The organism is Micromonospora sp. MP36 (assembly GCF_008119785.1).
GTDB lineage: Bacteria > Actinomycetota > Actinomycetes > Mycobacteriales > Micromonosporaceae > Micromonospora.
The window spans coordinates 40,013-56,339 of the sequence record NZ_VSFA01000033.1; the positions used below are offsets into that span (position 1 = coordinate 40,013).

General features: G+C 73.0%; 12 protein-coding genes. 6 read left to right on the forward strand and 6 right to left on the reverse strand.

All coding sequences use genetic code 11. From position 1 onward, the window contains the following. Positions 1-6 precede the first annotated feature (6 nt). The 4 genes from FXF52_RS21485 to FXF52_RS21500 all read right to left on the reverse strand — a co-directional run bounded on the left by FXF52_RS21485 (position 7) and on the right by FXF52_RS21500 (position 5,218). On the reverse strand, positions 7-714 hold the full coding sequence (locus FXF52_RS21485) for a fasciclin domain-containing protein (protein WP_148799325.1): 708 nt from the start codon (positions 712-714) through the stop codon (positions 7-9). A 72-nt stretch (positions 715-786) separates the two neighbouring features. Next, on the reverse strand, positions 787-2,883 hold the full coding sequence (locus FXF52_RS21490) for a M14 family zinc carboxypeptidase (protein WP_148799327.1): 2,097 nt from the start codon (positions 2,881-2,883) through the stop codon (positions 787-789). A gap of 109 nt (positions 2,884-2,992) precedes the next feature. Continuing rightward, positions 2,993-3,649 carry a response regulator transcription factor gene (locus FXF52_RS21495; protein WP_148799329.1) on the reverse strand — a complete coding sequence of 219 codons (657 nt, stop codon included), beginning with the start codon at positions 3,647-3,649 and terminating at the stop codon, positions 2,993-2,995. A 171-nt stretch (positions 3,650-3,820) separates the two neighbouring features. Further along, the gene (locus FXF52_RS21500; RefSeq protein WP_148799331.1) at positions 3,821-5,218 is read right to left on the reverse strand and encodes a glycosyltransferase family 4 protein; all 1,398 of its coding nucleotides are present in this window, start codon (positions 5,216-5,218) and stop codon (positions 3,821-3,823) included. Positions 5,219-5,537: 319 nt separating this feature from the next. Here FXF52_RS21500 and glgX point away from each other — a divergent pair, with 319 nt between their 5' ends. The 3 genes from glgX (at position 5,538) to FXF52_RS21520 (ending at position 10,386) form a co-directional block, all read left to right on the forward strand. Continuing rightward, positions 5,538-7,658 (forward strand): glycogen debranching protein GlgX, encoded by a 2,121-nt coding sequence (gene glgX / locus FXF52_RS21505; RefSeq protein WP_148799333.1) that lies wholly within the window; start codon positions 5,538-5,540, stop codon positions 7,656-7,658. Positions 7,659-7,937: 279 nt separating this feature from the next. After that, positions 7,938-9,671, forward strand: a complete 1,734-nt coding sequence (gene treZ, locus FXF52_RS21515) for a malto-oligosyltrehalose trehalohydrolase (RefSeq protein ID WP_148799335.1) — start codon at positions 7,938-7,940, stop codon at positions 9,669-9,671. A 139-nt stretch (positions 9,672-9,810) separates the two neighbouring features. Next, positions 9,811-10,386 (forward strand): GNAT family N-acetyltransferase, encoded by a 576-nt coding sequence (locus tag FXF52_RS21520; RefSeq protein WP_148799337.1) that lies wholly within the window; start codon positions 9,811-9,813, stop codon positions 10,384-10,386. A gap of 266 nt (positions 10,387-10,652) precedes the next feature. Here the strand turns inward: FXF52_RS21520 and FXF52_RS21525 are convergent, their stop codons facing one another. Then, positions 10,653-12,131 (reverse strand): glutamate--cysteine ligase, encoded by a 1,479-nt coding sequence (locus tag FXF52_RS21525; protein ID WP_148799339.1) that lies wholly within the window; start codon positions 12,129-12,131, stop codon positions 10,653-10,655. Between the two features lie 182 nt (positions 12,132-12,313). On the opposite strand from FXF52_RS21525, the gene FXF52_RS21530 reads away from it, so the two are divergent. Beyond that, on the forward strand, positions 12,314-12,652 hold the full coding sequence (locus FXF52_RS21530) for a DUF3817 domain-containing protein (RefSeq protein ID WP_148799341.1): 339 nt from the start codon (positions 12,314-12,316) through the stop codon (positions 12,650-12,652). A 68-nt stretch (positions 12,653-12,720) separates the two neighbouring features. Here FXF52_RS21530 and FXF52_RS21535 read toward each other — a convergent pair whose 3' ends face one another. Further along, positions 12,721-13,269, reverse strand: a complete 549-nt coding sequence (locus tag FXF52_RS21535; RefSeq protein WP_187413617.1) for a hypothetical protein — start codon at positions 13,267-13,269, stop codon at positions 12,721-12,723. 142 nt (positions 13,270-13,411) lie between these two features. On the opposite strand from FXF52_RS21535, the gene FXF52_RS21540 reads away from it, so the two are divergent. Beyond that, entirely contained in the window at positions 13,412-14,536 is a 1,125-nt protein-coding gene (locus FXF52_RS21540; RefSeq protein ID WP_148799345.1) for a Vms1/Ankzf1 family peptidyl-tRNA hydrolase, read from the forward strand. Positions 14,537-14,830: 294 nt separating this feature from the next. Beyond that, positions 14,831-16,183: a hypothetical protein gene (locus tag FXF52_RS21545; RefSeq protein ID WP_187413618.1), complete on the forward strand. Its 1,353-nt coding sequence runs from the start codon at positions 14,831-14,833 to the stop codon at positions 16,181-16,183. The last annotated feature ends 144 nt before the right edge of the window (positions 16,184-16,327 follow it).

A 16,327-nucleotide genomic window follows, 5' to 3' on the forward strand; every position in this document is an offset into this window, starting at 1 on the left:
TGCCGGTCAGTGCGCGCGGTGCCCGCCCTCGGTGGCGGTGGTGGGCAGGTTGCCGAGCACGCGGTTGATGATGTGGATCCGGGCGTTGGCCGCCTGGTAGTCGGCACAGACCGTGTCGGCCTGGCCGGCCAGGCGGGCCGTTTCCCCACCCCCGCTGACCGTCAGTTTGGTGCCGGCCAGGGTGGTGACCCCGCCGGCGGCCACCATGTCGGACAGCGTGAGCGAGCCGGCGACGAGGTGTTCGCGGAGCAGGCCGCGGAGCTTGTCCTTGTCGGTGAGGAACAGCTGGTCCAGGTTGTCCTCGGAGAACTTGGCCGCGAAGGCGTCGTCGGTCGGGGCCAGGATGGTCAGCCCCGACCCCTCGTGCAGGTCGGCGGCCATCCCGGACGCCCGCACCGCCGCCTCGAACGTGGTGAGGACGGGAAGCCACTGCAGCGCCGCCTCGGGCGGCTGGCCGGTGAGGGCGGTGGGGTTGCCCGGATCGCTGCCGGAGGGCAGCAGGTCGCACAGGGGGCCGCGCACGACGGGCGCCGCCTTCGGTGCGGCGGCTCCGTCGGCGGCCGCCGGTGAACCGGTGCCGGCACCGGAGCAACCCGTGCCGGCGAGCACCAGGGACAGGGCGGCCGCGGCGAGCGCGGCCCTCCGTCGCCGGGCGGCCGGCCACCGGAGCCGGGGAAGGGATCGGGATCGCGGGCGGATGACGGGCTGGTCCACGACGTTCTCCGGGGAATCGGGTCGTACCGGCAGACCCGGGAGGCCGGGCCTGCCGGTACGACGATCAACGGGTCAGAGGCTCGCGCACTGGCCGCTCTTCGGGCCCTCCACGGAGTTGCTCAGCCCGAGGTTGACCGGTGCCTGGGTGTTGCCGCCGCAGCTCAGCGGGCCGGTCACGGTGTTGGCCGCCACCAGGGGCGCCTCGCCGCGGTTGCCCGACACCTCGACCGGGCCGGTGACCTTGGTGTCGACGACCACCACCGGGCCGTCGGTCTGGGTGACCCGGACCGGACCCGCCACGGCGGTGTCGGTCAGGAAGACCCCGGCCGCGCCGCTGGCGTCCACCGGGCCGGTGATCGACGAGCCGGTCGCGATCAGCGTCCCGCCCGGCCGGACCCGGACCGGGCCGGTCACCGTGGCGTCCCGCAGGCAGGCCACCCCGGAGACCACCAGCTGGCCGCTGTGCTTGCCGGTCAGGGTCGGGTACACCCGCTCGCCGTCCACCAGCTTCTCCACCGCCTGCCCGTCGAGCAGCAGCGGGATCAGCCCCCGCTCCGGCTGGGCCAGCGGGACCACGTACCCGTCGGCGACCTTGACCACCTTGTGGCCGTGCGCGGCGAGGCGCTGGGCCACGGTGGTGCGCTGGCCGGCCGGACCGTCGGTGCGCTCCCCGTGGTACTGCTCCTCGGTGAGCTTGTACGCGCATGGCACGTTGTCGAGGATCTGGCCGTCGCGCGGCGCGTCGAGCGGCGGCGGGGCCTCACCCGGGTGCGGCGCCGGGTGCGCCGGGATCGGGCGGGAACCCCGGAAGACGATCCGGCCGGTGTTCGAGACCTGGAAGGTGATCGCGTCGGCCCGCGCCGTGGTGATCTCCTTCAGGTTCGCCCGGTGGTAGTCGAGGAACTGGTTGAAGGTCCACATCGCGGAGTAGGTCTTGCGGCGCCGGTTGTTCGCCGTGTTGCCCTCGTCCGGCCGGGTGGTGCCGCCGGAGCTGCGCAGCTCGAGCAGGGAGTTGACGACGTTCTTGAGGCCCAGCGTGTTGCGCAGGATCGTCTCCTCGCTCAGGCCCACGTTGCCGCCGCCGTTACACCCGTACGGGCACGGCCACCAGCCGTCCTTGGCGCCCTGGGTGTACATGTGGCCCTCGATCATGTGCTGCGACTCGTCGAAGATCGACTGGGGCACGTTCTGGTGCCGCGGCGGCAGCATCGGCAGGTCGCCGGCGCTGGAGTTGCCGAACTCGTGCCCGTCGTAGCCGGCGATCGGGCGGTACTGGCGCAGCATGTTGACCAGCGCGAACGTCTCCGGCTGGCGGATCAGCGAGTAGTCGCGGTTCAGGTCCTGCCCGGTGGAGTTGCCCCGGGTGTTCGCCGCCCGGCCGTCGCCGTTGATGGTCGGGACGATGAGGACGGTGGTGTGCGACAGCAGGTCGATCGTCCGGGCGTCGTTGCTGAAGGCCAGCTTCCGCGCCATGATCAGGCAGCCCTCACGGTCGCCGGGCTCGTTGCCGTGCACGTTGCAGTTGACCATCAGCGGCGAGGTGGCCGCCACCGCCTCCGGGGTGGCCGGCGGCGTGGGGTAGCCGATGACGAACATGTTGATCGGCCGGCCGAGGGCGGTCTTGCCGATCTCGGTCACCCGGACGCGGTCGCTCAGCTCGTCGATCGCCGCGGTGTAGGCGTACTCGTTGACGTCGCTGGTGTACTGCGCCGCGAGCGTGGTCTCCCACTGGGTCCGCAGGTTTTCGCCCGGCACGTTCGGGTCGCCCCACGGCGCCGAGGTGGTGCCGGCCACCGGCGCCGAGTACGGCTGCGCTTCGGTCCCGAAGCGGGCGCGTACCCGCCACTGGAACCGGGTGCCCGGGTTGAACCCCGCGTCGGCGAAGGTCGGCGAGGAATTGTTGATCTGGCGGTTCGGCCGCCACACGCCGGTGACCACGGCGGGGCCGGTGGCCGTGTCGTCAGCGGCGACCGGGGTGCGCTCGATCTGGTAGTCGGTGGCGCCCTCGACCGGCGTCCAGGCGAGGGTGGCGTAGCCGTCGCCCTGCGCGACGGTGAGGCCTTGAACCTGGTTGGGTTCGGCGGCATATGCGGGCGTGGGCCCGGTGATCGCCGCGAGGCTCGCGGCGAGCAGGACGGAGAGAATCGCCGTCGTCCGTCTGTCTCTCATGGAAGCTCCAGAACAGGTGGGATGACACGGTCGGCACAGCACACGCCAACCACGCCGGTCGCGGTAGACGGCGCGGGAATTCTTGAGGATGATCTGAGGAATGGTCGAGCTAACCTGACCGGAGCCGGTAGCCCACTCCCCGGACGGTCTCCACCAGGCCGGCGTCGTCGAGCTTGCCGCGCAGGGCCGCGACGTGGACGTCGAGGGTGTGTCCGGAGTTCCAGGTGGTCTGCCAGACGTCCATCAGCAGCCGGTCCCGGGGCACCACCGTGCCCGCCTGCCGGGCCAGCGCCATCAGTAGCTCGAACTCCTTGCGGGTCAGGCTGACCTCCCGGTCGGAGAGCCAGACCCGCCGGGCGTTCAGGTCGACCCGCAGGTCGCCCACCTCCAGCGTCGTCTCCACCCGGGTGGCGCGGGCCGTCCGGCGCATCACCGCCTCGATCCGGGCCTGCAGCTCCGCCATCGAGAACGGCTTCACGACGTAGTCGTCGGCACCCGCCCGCAGCCCCGCCACCCGGTCCCGCTCCTCGGAGCGGGCGGTCACTGCGATGAGGGCGACGTCCTCGTTGCGCCGGCGGATCTGCCGGCACAACTCCAGGCCGTCGCGGTCGGGCAGGTTGAGGTCGAGCAGGATGAGATCGACCGGCCCGGCCGCGGCGGCTTCCGCCGCGGTGGTGGCCGTGATGACCGTGTAACCCCGCCGGCGCAGCGCCGCGGCCAGCGCGGACGCGACTCGCAGGTCGTCTTCGACCAGAAGCACCCGCACCGCGTCTCCTCGGACCTCGTCCCGACAGGTCCACGCGAGTCTGTCCGATGGGCACCGGCCGTGACCAGCCCGGACGGAAGATCGTGACCGCATGATGACGTGCCTCGACCCATCCCGGTGATCCTCGCCGTCGGGCGGGCGACCCACGGTCGCCCGCCCACGGGGTACGCCTCAGCGCAGCCCGGCGGCGGCCAGCAGGTTGCCGTCCGGCAGCGGCGGCAGCGCCCGGCCGCGGGCCATCCGCTGCTCGGCCCGTTCGGCGGTGAACGCGGCGTCGCCCGCGATGGCGGCCGCGTACGTGGCGGCGGTGCGGGACGCGATGGCCGACCAGCCGTACTGCTCGTGGACCATGGCGCGGGCGCGGCGGGCGAGGGCCCGGGCGTGCTCCGGGTCGGCGAGCAGCGCGTGCACCGCCTCGGTCAGCCCGTCCGGGTCCTGCGGGGCGAAGGTCATCCCGGTCACGCCCGGTTCGACGATCTCGGCCAGCCCGCCGGTCCGCGACACCGCGAGGGGCGCGCCGGCCGCCGCCCCCTCCAGCGCGACCATGCCGAACGGCTCGTAGATGCTCGGCACCGCGAAGCAGTCCGCGGCGGCCATCACCGCGGGCAGGTCGGCGCCGCCGAGGAAGCCCGGCATGCTCACCGTGTCACCCAGGTCGAGCCGCTGCACCTCGGCCGCCAGGGTGGCCCGGTAGGGCCCGTCGCCGACGATGACCGCGCGGAGCCCGGGGTGCCGCTCGCGCAGCCGGGGCAGCCCCGCGAGCAGGTGCTGCACCCCCTTCTCGTAGACCAGCCGGCCGGCGAAGGTGACCAGGGGGCCGTCCCCGGCGAAGCGGGCCCGGGCGGCGGCGACCGCGGCCGCCGGAACGTGCCAGCGGTGCGGCTCGACGCCGTTGGGCACCACGTCGACCCGCCCGGTCGGCACGCCGAACAGGGTGCCCACCTCGTCGCGCATGTAGCCGGAGCAGACGATCACCCGGCCCGATTCGGCGGCCAGCCAGTGCTCGACACCGTGGATGGTGCGGTTCATCTCCTCGGGCAGCCAGCCCTGGTGCCGGCCGGCCTCGGTGGCGTGGATGGTGGTGACCAGGGGTACGTCGAGGTGCTCGGCCAGGGTCATCGCGGTGTGTGCGACGAGCCAGTCGTGGGCGTGGATGACGTCGTATCCGCCGGATTCGGTGGCGCGCAGCGCGGTGCGGGTGAGGGTGTGGTTGAACGCCATGGTCCAGGCCAGCAGGGAGTTGGTGGCGAGGGGGAAGGTGACGGGGTCTTCGGCGGCGCGCAGGATCCGTACGCCGTCGGCGTACTCCTCCAGGGGTGCGCCTTCGGCGTGGCGGGTGACGACGGTGACCTCGTGGCCGGCGGCGGCCAGGGCGATCGAGAGGGCGTGCACGTGGCGGCCGAGGCCACCGACCAGCACGGGCGGATACTCCCACGACAGCATCAGGATGCGGCGGGTCCGGGGCGGGACGCCGGGCTGCGGCGGGATGGTGGGGCGGGCGGTGCGGGTGGGTAGGTGGGTCCGGTCCGTCGCGGTGGCGGGCTGCTCGCCGACCCGCAGGATGGTCACATCAATCTCCGTCCATGCATGCTGGGACGCGCCGGCGGCTCTGGCGGCGTGGAAGCGTGGTGAGGGTGGCCGAGAGGCCGAGTGGACCCGCGCAGGCGCGCACGTCCGCATACCAGGAAAAGGCATCCCGCGCGAAGTCGCACCTCAAAAAGGGCGATCGTGACGGACGACACCCGAGGGTTCGGTCGATATCAGGTGGATGGATTTCGGTTACCGTCCGAACGGGTGGGTTGGCGGAACGTGCGAGCGGGCACTAGCGAGGCGCGCATCGGCGGCCCGCCCGTCCGGTGCGCTCATGATCATGGGCCGAAGGAGCGACATGCAGGTCTGGCCGGGCGAGAGCTACCCCCTCGGCGCCACCTACGACGGGATGGGCACGAACTTCGCGATCTTCTCCGAGGTGGCGGAGAAGATCGAGCTCTGCCTGTTCGACGAGGGGGACGGCGGCGCCGAGCGCCGGGTCGAACTGCGTGAGGTCGACGCGTACGTCTGGCACGCGTACCTGCCGGGGATCGGGCCGGGGCAGCGCTACGGCTACCGGGTGCACGGGCCGTGGGACCCGGCCAACGGGATCCGCTGCAACCCGCACAAGCTGCTCCTCGACCCGTACGCCAAGGCAATCGACGGGGGGGTCACCTGGGACGCGGCCGGCTACGACCACGAGGTGGGCGGCGACCCGGACCGGATGTCGGAGACCGACTCGGCGCCCTTCATGCCCCGGTCGGTGGTGGTGAACCCGTACTTCGACTGGGGCAACGACCGGCCGCCGCGCACCCCGTACCACCACTCGGTGATCTACGAGGCGCACGTGCGCGGGCTGACCATGCGCCACCCCGACATCCCTGAGGAGTTGCGCGGCACGTACGCGGCGCTCGCCTCCCCGGTGATGATCGACTACTTCAAGCGGCTCGGGGTGACCGCGGTCGAGTTGATGCCGGTGCACGAGTTCGTGCACGACCACCGCCTGGCCGACCTGGGCCTGCGCAACTACTGGGGCTACAACACCATCGGCTTCTTCGCCCCGCACCACGGCTACTCCGCGCTCGGTGGCCGCGGCCAGCAGGTGCAGGAGTTCCGCGGCATGGTCAAGGCGCTGCACGCGGCCGGCATCGAGGTCATCCTCGACGTGGTCTACAACCACACCGCCGAGGGCAACCACCTCGGCCCCACCCTCAGCTTCAAGGGCGTCGACTGCCCCAGCTACTACCGGTTGAGCGAGGACGACCGGCGGCGCTTCGTCGACTACACCGGCACCGGGAACAGCCTCAACGTCCGCAGCCCGCACTCGTTGCAGCTGATCATGGACTCGCTGCGCTACTGGGTGACCGAGATGCACGTCGACGGCTTCCGGTTCGACCTGGCCGCCACCCTGGCCCGGGAGTTCTACGAGGTCGACCGCCTCTCCACCTTCTTCGAGGTGGTGCAGCAGGACCCGGTGGTGAGCCGGGTGAAGCTGATCGCCGAGCCGTGGGACGTCGGCCCCGGCGGCTACCAGGTGGGCAACTTCCCGCCGCAGTGGACCGAGTGGAACGGCAAGTACCGGGACACGGTGCGGGACTTCTGGCGCGGCGAGCCGGCCACCCTGGCCGAGTTCGCCTCCCGGATCTCCGGCTCCGCCGACCTCTACCAGGACGACGGCCGCCGGCCCTTCCACAGCATCAACTTCGTCACCTGCCACGACGGGTTCACCCTCAACGACCTGGTCGCGTACAACGACAAGCACAACGAGGCCAACGGCGAGGAGAACCGGGACGGCGAGAGCCACAACCGCTCCTGGAACTGTGGCGTCGAGGGGGAGACCGACGACCCGGCGGTGCTCGCCCTGCGGGCCCGGCAGCGGCGCAACTTCCTGGCCACCCTGATGCTCTCCCAGGGCGTGCCCATGATCGGCCACGGCGACGAGCTGGGCCGCACCCAGCACGGCAACAACAACGCCTACTGCCAGGACAGCGAGCTGGCCTGGGTGGACTGGGCGCGGGCCGACGAGGACCTGCTCGACTTCGTCCGGCGGCTCACCGACTTCCGCAACCGGCACCAGGTGTTCCGCCGGCGCCGGTTCTTCACCGGGCTGCCGGTGGGTGGTCGGGCCGCTGGCTCCGCCCTGCCCGACCTGGCCTGGTACACCCCTGACGGCCGGGAGATGACCGGCGAGGACTGGGGCAACGACTTCGGCCGCGCGGTGGCCCTCTTCGTCAACGGCGACGGCATCCCGGAACGCGGCCAGTACGGCCAGCGCCACCGGGACGATTCCTTCCTGCTGCTGTTCAACGCGCACGACGCGCTGCTGGACTTCACGCTGCCCGGGGCCGAGTTCGGGTCGCGGTGGGAACTGGTCATCAGCACCGCGGACCCGGAACCGGAGAAGACCCTGCTGGTCGAGGCGGGCGGCAGGCTCTGCGTGCCCGACCGCTCGTTGCTGGTCCTGGCGAGGGCGGCCTGACCCGTGCCCGACACCCCTCGATCCGACGGCACGACGACGGGGGTGGGGTTCACCTACCGCGTCCAGGTACGCCCCGGCTGCGACCTCGACGCCACCGCCGGCCCTGCGGCAGGCCCGGACCGCCGGCTGGCGGGACACGGCGCTGTCGATTTCCGTTCATCGTGTTACGGACATGTTCACCGGTCGGGTCTACAGTGGGTCTGAGCTGCTCCTTCATGATCTGTTGAGCACCTATCCCGTCGCCCTCCTCGCTCCCACCGACTCTGTGGAGGCCGCCGCATGACCGAGTTCACGGTGTGGGCGCCCGAAGCCGCCCGGGTCCGGCTGCGCCTGCCCGGCCGGGCCGACCACGACATGCGCCCCGGCCCCGGCGGCTGGTGGCGGGTCGAGGTGCCCGGCGCCGGACCGGGCACCGACTACGCGTTCCTGCTCGACGACGACGAGCGGGCCCTGCCCGACCCGCGGTCGGCCTGGCAGCCGGCGGGGGTGCACGGGCCGAGCCGGCGTTACGACCACGCGGCGTTCCACTGGACCGACCAGAGGTGGACCGGCCGGCAGTTGCCCGGCAGCGTCCTGTACGAGCTGCACGTCGGCACCTTCACCCCGGAGGGCACCTTCGACGCGGCCATCGGCCGCCTCGACCACCTCGTCGACCTCGGCGTCGACCTGGTCGAGCTGCTGCCGGTCAACGCCTTCGACGGCGAGCACAGCTGGGGCTACGACGGGGTCTGCTGGTACGCCCCGCACCAGCCGTACGGCGGGCCGGACGGGCTCAAGCGGCTGGTCGACGCCGCCCACGCCAGGGGGCTGGGGGTGATCCTCGACGTCGTCTACAACCATTTCGGGCCCTCCGGGGCCTATGCGCCGATGTTCGCGCCGTACCTGTCCGGGCAGAGCAACCCCTGGGGCCGCACCGTCAACCTGGACGGGCCACACTCCGACGGGGTACGCCGCTACATCATCGACAGCGTGCTGATGTGGCTGCGTGACTACCACGTCGACGGCCTGCGGTTGGACGCCGTGCACGCCATGCCCGACTCGCGGGGCACCCACTTCCTGGAGGAGTTGGCGGTCGAGGTCGAGTCGCTCTCCACCCACCTGGGTCGGCCGCTGTCGCTGATCGCCGAGTCCGACCTCAACGACCCGAGGCTGATCATCCCGCGGGAGGCCGGCGGCTACGGCCTGCACGCCCAGTGGAACGACGACGCCCACCACGCCCTGCACACCCTGCTCACCGGGGAACGGCAGGGCTGCTACGGCGACTTCGGCTCGTTGGAATGCCTGACCGACGTGCTGACCGGGGCGTTCTTCCACGCCGGCACCTGGTCCAGCTTCCGCAACCGCAGCCACGGGCGTCCGGTCGATCGGCAGCGCACGCCCGGGCACCGGTTCGTGGCGTACCTGCAGAACCACGACCAGATCGGCAACCGGGCCACCGGCGACCGGATCTCCCAGACGCTCTCGACCGGGCTGCTCCGCGTCGGCGCCACCCTGCTGATGACCGCGCCGTTCACCCCGATGCTGTTCATGGGCGAGGAGTGGGCGGCGAGCACCCCGTGGCAGTTCTTCACCAGCCACCCGGAGCCGGAGCTGGCCACGGCGGTGGCGGCCGGCCGCCGCCGGGAGTTCGCCGCCCACGGCTGGCCGGCGGGGGAGGTGCCCGACCCGCAGGACCCGCAGACCTTCGTCCGGTCCCGGCTGGACTGGGCCGAGCTGGACAAGCCCGAGCACCGCGAGATGTACGACTTCCACCGGCGGCTGATCGCCCTGCGCAAGAGCCGCCCCGACCTGTCCGACCCGCGGCTGAACCGGGTCGAGGTCCGGCACGGCGACCAGTTCCTGCTGATGCGCCGGGGCGAGTGCCTGGTGGTGGCGAACCTGGCCGGCAAGCCGCAGCGGATCAACCTGCCCGGGGTGGTCCGCCGGGTGCTCCTGGCCACGGAGAGCGGGGTCACCGTGATGCGCGACGGCATCGAGCTGCCACCGGAGTCGGCCGCGATCGTCGCCCTCTGATTCCCGGACCCCCGCGTGGGTGACATGCGGCAGGTCCCCCTGTCCTCGGCTCGGGACACCCTGACGTGCCGCAATTCGTCGCGGCCCCGGCCGGTCGGCGGGGCGGCCGCAGGCGCGTCCCGCCGCTAGCGTGTCGGGCATGGCAGAAGCAGGACCACCGGTGTCGCTCGCCGGCATCGCGCACGAGGCCGGCGGCTCCACCGTCCGGCTGCGCCCGGTCGCCGAGCCCGACCTCGCGATGTTCCGCCGGTTCCTCACCGAGCCGGGGCTGATCGGGTTGGACTGGTCCGGCTTCCGGGACGCGGGCGCTCCGGCCCGCCGCTACGCCGAGGACGGGTACCTGGGCGAGCGGGACGGCCGGCTGATCGTGCAGGTGGATCCGGAGGAGGCCGCCGCCGGCTTCGTCAGCTACCTGTCCGGCAGCTACGGCGGACGCGCGCCGTACTGGGAGATCGCCATTGCCCTGCTGCCGGAGTGGCGGGGCCGGGGCATCGGCTGGCGGGCCCAGGCGCTGCTCTGCGACTACCTGTTCGCGCACAGCCCGGCGCAGCGGATCCAGGCCGGCACCCACCCGGAGAACCTCGCCGAGCAGCGGTCGCTGGAGAAGGCCGGCTTCCAGTTGGAGGGGGTGGTTCGGGCCTGCGAGTTCCGAGCCGGCGCGTGGCGCGACGGGTACCTCTACAGCCGGCTGCGCGACGATCCGTCCCCGCTCTGACCGCCGCCGGGGGCGGCGAGGGCCGGGAGGGCACGCCGGACCTCGGCGAGGAACACGGGCACGTCCTTCGCGTACGGCGTCGCCCCGCCCAGATTGCCTCCAGCGCCGCCCGCAGCGGATCGGGCGACGCGGCGGCGGGCAGCGCCGGCAGCGCCATCGCCACCGGCTCGACGGGACCGCTGGTCCGCGGGCGGCTGCCCGAGGTAGCGGCGTGATCGCGCGGCCGACGCTAGCATCGACGCCCTTGCGGCGTGGGCCCGTAGCGGTCAGGGGATCGGCCACTCGTGGACCGGCCGGTTGCTGTGCATCAGGTCCACGTAGTGGCGGACCACCTCGCGCAGCGCCTCCGGCCGGTCCAGGTGGTCGGCGGACTCCAGCCGGTGCAGCGTCGCCACCTGCCAGGTCGCGCCGTTACGGCCGGTCAGGCAGCGCTGCTCGATGATGCCGAGCAGCCGGTCCCGCTCGTCCGGGTCGAGCCCCCACCGGTCCAACCCGTGGTACGCCAGCGGCAGCAGCCGGCGCAGCACCAGCTCGGTCACCGGCAGGTAGCCCAGCCCGGGCCAGAACACCTGGGCGTCGATGCCGTGCCGGCTGCAGGTGGTGAAGTTCTCCTCGGCGGCGCTGAACGACATCTGCGACCACAGCGGCCGGTCCGACTCGGCGAGCGCCCGGACCAGGCCGAAGTAGAAGGCACCGTTGGCGATGGTGTCCAGCACGGTCGGGCCGGCGGGCAGCACGCGGTTCTCCACCCGCAGGTGCGGGCGCCCCTTGAGCACGTCGTAGACCGGGCGGTTCCACCGGTAGATGGTGCCGTTGTGCAACCGCAGCTCGGCCAGGCCGGGGACGTCGCCGCTGGCCAGGGCCTCGGCCGGGTCCTCCGGGTCGCAGACCGGCAGCAACGCCGGGAAGTAGCGCACGTTCTCCTCGAACAGGTCGAAGACGCTGGTGATCCACCGCTCGCCGAACCAGACCCGGGGGCGTACCCCCTGGGCCTTGATCTCCTCGGCGCGGGTGTCGGTGGCCTGCTGGAACAGCGGCACGCGGGTCTCCCGCCACAGCTCCCGGCCGAAGAACAGCGGCGAGTTGGCGCCGAGCGCGACCTGGACGCCGGCGACCGCCTGGGCGGCGTTCCAGTAGTCGGCGAACTGGGGCGGGCTGACCTGGAGGTGGAACTGGGTGCTGGTGCAGGCGGCCTCCGGGGTGATGGTGTCCGCGGTGACCACCAGCCGTTCCACGCCGCTGATCGAGATCCGCAGGTCCTCGCCGCGGGCGGCGAAGATCTGCTCGTTCAGCAGCCGGTAGCGGGGGCTCGCCGAGAGGCTGGCGGCGGTCAGGTGTTCCGGGCGCAGGGTCGGCAGGATGCCGATCATCACCATGTGCGCCCCGACCGTACGGGCCTTCTCCTCGGCCGCGTTGAGGCTGGCCCGGACGTGCTCCTCGAACTGCGCGGTGCCGGTGCCGCCGAGCCGGCGGGGCGTCACGTTGATCTCCACGTTGAACTGGCCCAGCTCGGTCTGGAAGCTGGGATCGGCGACCGCCGCCAGCACGTCGGCGTTGCGCATCGTCGGCTGCGAGTCGTCGTCGACCAGGTTGAGCTCGATCTCCAGCCCGGTCATCGGCCGCTCGACGTCGAAGCGGGACTCCCGCAGCATCTCGGCGAAGACGTCCAGGCAGCGCCGTACCTTTTCCCGGTAGCGGGCCCGGTCCTCGCGGCTGAAGGTGCGTACGCCGACGTCTTCGCCCATGGTCACCACCCTGTCACCGTTGGTCCCCCTAACCTCGCACGCCACGGCGGGGCGGGGAAGACCTGAAGGACCCTTTACTACCCACCCACGGCCCCGGTGATCCCCGTCGCGTCGGACCGCGAACCACCCGGTCCGTACGGGTCGGCTGGATAGCATGGCCGAACCGATCGGGGGGAGTGCGGATGCGCGAGAAGACGACCAGGCTGTTCGTGGCGGCGGCGATCGCCGAGGCGTGCTCCTGGGCGGGCCTGCTGGCCGGCATGGCGGTCAAGTACGGCCCACCGCGCAACGAGCTCGGGGTGCAGGTGTTCGGCCCGATCCACGGCGCCCTCTTCGTGGTGTACGGCCTGCTCGTCCTCGCGGTGGCCCGGCAGCGCCGCTGGTCGCTGTGGCACACCGCCGTCGCCCTGGCCTGCGCGGTGCCCCCGTTCGCCACCGTGCTGTTCGAGCGGTGGGCCCGCCGGCGCGGCCTGCTCGGCGAGCCGGCACCGGTCGAACGTCCGCTCACCCCGGTGGGCTGACCGCGCGCCGGCCGGGAGCAGTCCCGGGAACCGGCCGCAGGCTGGCCGTGGGCGGGGCGGCGGGAACCTCAGGTGACCACCGAGCAGGCGGCGACGCCCAGCATCAGCAGCGCGCCGAGCGCCGCCTGGAGCAGCAGCGGCGGACCCAGGTGGGACCAGACCGTGGCGGTACGCGGGGTCAGCAACTGCCCGGTGGTGAGGTTGACGATCCGTTCGATCCGCGGCGGCAGTTCGTCGTCGCGCTGCGGCCGCAGGGTGAGCTGCACGTGGTCACCGGGGTGCAGCGCGCTCTGCGGCAGGTGGCCGTGCAGCTCCACCTCCAGCAGCCGGTTCGCGGCATCGCGCAGCCGGACCGGCGTGACCAGGAACTCCGGCCCCTTCTTCAGCTCCTTGAAGCGGCGCCGGGCGCCTCCGCCGCCGACGCTGAGCAGTGCCCGCGCCAGCCGCACCGGCAGCCCCACCACACCCGCCGCGGTCAGCACCGCGACGAGCACCGGCTGCCCCACCCGGACCTCACGCGCGTAGCCCTCCATGAGCCGGACCAGCCGGGCGGTGACGATCCGCTCCGTCGGGTGGACGACGCGCCGGATGTGGAGGTCAGTGTCCATGGTCACCACCGAGAGTCCGGTTCCGTTCACCTATGGTATCGAGTCTCAAGATTGAACGACGTGAATGAATGGCGGTCACGGGGCCGGCCCTGCCAGGTGACATCCCCGGTGGCGCGGGTATGCGTGCGGCCGAGCTGGAAAGGGGTCGAGCATGCAGCTGTCCTTCCTGCGTCCGCTCTACGACCGTCCCGGGCCGTGGTGCTCGGTGTACCTGGACGCCTCCCGGGACACCCACGACTCCCGTCCCGCGGTCGACCTGCGCTGGCGCTCCCTGAAGGGGAGCCTGCTGGAGCAGGGCGCCGACCAGGTGACCGTCGACGCGGTCGAGGAGGTGGTCCGCCGGCACGACCCGATGCCCGGCGACTACGGCGTGGCCATCTTCGCCACCCGCGGCCGGGTGGTGCTCACCGAGTACCTCTCCGCGCCGCCGCTGCGGGACCTGGCCAGCTGGTCCGCCCTGCCGCACACCATGCCGCTGGTCGCCCAGCGGGGCGAGCAGATCGCCTGGGTGCGTGTGCTGGCCGACCGGATCGGCGCGGACGCCATCGCGGTCAGCGCGGGCGGGGTGCCGCGTAAGTCGCACATCGTCGGACGGGAGAGCTACCAGCTACGCCAGGTCAATCCGGGCGGGTGGTCCCAGTCCCGCTACCAGCGCGCCGCCATGGAGGCGTGGCACCACAACGCCGGCGACGCCGCCGCAGCCACCGCCGAGCTGGCCGACAAGGTCGGGGCGGACGTGGTGGTGGTGGCCGGCGACGTCCGGGCCACCGGCATGATCGCCGCCCAGCTCCCGGAGCGCTGGCAGGACGTGCTGGTCCGCACCGACGCCGGCTCCCGCGCCCGGGGCGCCGATCCCATGCTCATGGACGACGTGACCGTGCAGACCATCGCCGAGATCGCCGACCAGCGGATCACCACCGCGCTGGACAGGTTCGGCACCCAGGAGGACGTCGGTGCCGGGCTGGACGCGGTGGTCTCCGCCCTGCAACGCAACCAGGTCGACACCATGCTGATCGTGGACGACCCGTCCGCCACCGGTGAGCTCTGGGTCGGCCCCGAGCCGACCGAGATCGCCACCGATCCGCGCCAGCTGGAGGCCATGTCGGTGGCCGACCCGCAGCGGGTACGCGCCGACGCCGCGCTGTTGCGCGCACTGGTCGGCACCGACGCCGACCTGACGGTGCTCGCGCCGGAGGAGGCGCCCGAACTCACCGACGGGGTCGGTGCGGTACTGCGCTACGTCGACGCCAGCACCCCCGGCCGAGGCAACGCCTGACCGTACGGGGACGCCGTCACGACATCGGGGAAGTTGCTGCCTCCGCGCGCCGCGAGGCAGCAACTTCCCCGTTCCTGTGCGGATCTCGGGTGAGTCGCCGCGCCTGGGCCCGGTGCGTGGCAAGCGCCGTGGAGACGGACACCCGAGGATTGGTCCGGCCCGTGGGGGGATGCCCCGTTTAGACCCCATCGGGACGGGAAGCCGGGCCGCGTGGTGAGCGAACGAGGCAAGGTGGGCTCGGTACGGAAGGTGCCCGTGGGGTCCGACGGCACCGGACTGAGCGGGGACCGGATCATGGCCGCGGGCAGCACGGCGCGGGTGCTGGTGGCCGCGACGGCGCGGGCGCTGCGCGGCGACGACTGCGCCGACCTCGGCCACTCCACCCCGTTCGCCCGGTTCGCCGGCGCCCCCGAGCCGGTGCGGCGGGCCGCCGCGGCGCGTGCCGCCGGCCGCATCGCGCTGGCCCCCGAGCAGATCGCCGAGGTGGACGCGGAGCGGGTGGCGGCCTGGATCGTCGACCAGTACCCGGCCGGTCGCTGGCCCGGACTGGTGCTCGGCTCACCGCACGGCGCGGCGGCTCACCTGGCGGTGGCTCTCGGCGTGCCCTGGCTGCCCGCCGCCTTCGAGATGACCGTGCACTGGACCCGCGGGGCGGTGGACCGGCCGCGCGCCGCCCTCGACCACGGCGCCGCGCTCGCCGGCCGGCTGCTCGCCGGCAACCGGGACGTGCACGTCCGCCAGGTGCACTGCCCGGCCAGCCGGGGCGCGTCGGCGGGGGCCACGGTGACCCTCGCGGTGCGCTGGCGGGCCCTGCCCGGGGCGTACGCCCGGTTCCTGGCCGACCGGCTGGAACCCGCTGCGCCGGTGCTGCTGCTGCACGACGCGCGCACCTGGCCGGTGCTCGACGAGGGGGTCGGGCACAGCTTCCAGGTGGGCTCCCCGGCCAGCGGCCTCGACCCGGTCGATTTCCACCCGGACGCGCACGCGCTGCGTCAGGTGCTCCGCTCCGCCGGCGGGGACGGCGCGCACTGGGAGCCGCCGGACGTCTCCTGCCCGGCGGCGTACGCGGAGAACGGCGTGGAGTCCGGCTTCGAGCACAGCGCCCGGGAGTGGACCGGCCGGCACGGTCATCCGCTGCACCGGGTGCTGGTCCCGCAGCCGGACGCGCTGAGCGCCGCCACCGCCGACCTGTACCGGCGCTGGCTGCGTCGGGCCGGCAAGACCGGCGACCGGCTGGTGGTCGAGTGCGGCCGGCTGCTCGACCCGTGGCAGGTGGTCCGGGCCGGGCTGGTGCCGTACTGGTGCGAGAACGCGACCCGGCGCCGGGTGCAGGGGGCCGAATGGTGGCTCGCCGGCAGCGAGCCGTTCAGCTCGGTGGACGTGCTGCCCGAGCCGCCCGGGGTCCGGTCGCCCGCCCTGGCCGGCCTGCCGCAGTGGCTCGCCGTGGCCGGCTTCGGGCGCCGGCGGCGGGCGCTGGACCGGGGGGCGGCCCGCGGCTACCCGGTCGGCTCGGTGCCGACCCGGCGTGCCACCGAGGTGTTGCGCAACCAGCCGTACGACCTGCCGACCCCGCCGCCGCTGCGGATGGCCGAGGCCCTCGCGGCGCTCCGGGACGCGGGCGCCCACCAGGGGCTGCTCGTCTCCTGACCGAACACGGCGAAACATCCTCACGATCCCGCGGTCCGTGATTGAGTACCTACGGAGCGGGAACACCGCTCGCTGCGAGACGGCCACCACGCCGTGCGGCGAGCTGCCGCCGCTCCTGGCGTTCCGTCACCTAACCCATTTCCG